Raw genomic sequence first — 265 nt, 5'->3', positions numbered from 1 at the left:
CCAATATCTCGAGGCAAAAAGTGATTATGAATGGGCTTTCAATCCTGATAAGCCAGCTATGGAAAATTATTTAAGTTACAAAGATAGAATGGAGGAAGTTAATCAGTTTAGAGAAAATAAATTGGAGATAACTCCATATGCAGAATATAAATATGGAATTTCCCCCAAATCACCACTAAAAGATTTTATCCTTGATATCATTTTAATTCCCTTTGTGGTCTTTGCCTTTTTCCTCCCCCGTCCACGTGGTTTTCGTGTCAACCGC

At 36.2% G+C, this 265-nt stretch carries 1 pseudogene; it reads left to right on the top strand.

The features are described 5' to 3' along the window. Positions 1-265 (top strand): annotated as a pseudogene (locus HMPREF3263_RS06570) (hypothetical protein); the annotation flags it as partial.

The sequence above is a fragment of the Haemophilus sp. HMSC61B11 genome (assembly GCF_001838615.1).
Lineage (GTDB): Bacteria > Pseudomonadota > Gammaproteobacteria > Enterobacterales > Pasteurellaceae > Haemophilus_D > Haemophilus_D parainfluenzae_AD.
This window is presented reverse-complemented; position numbering and strand designations above follow the sequence as displayed.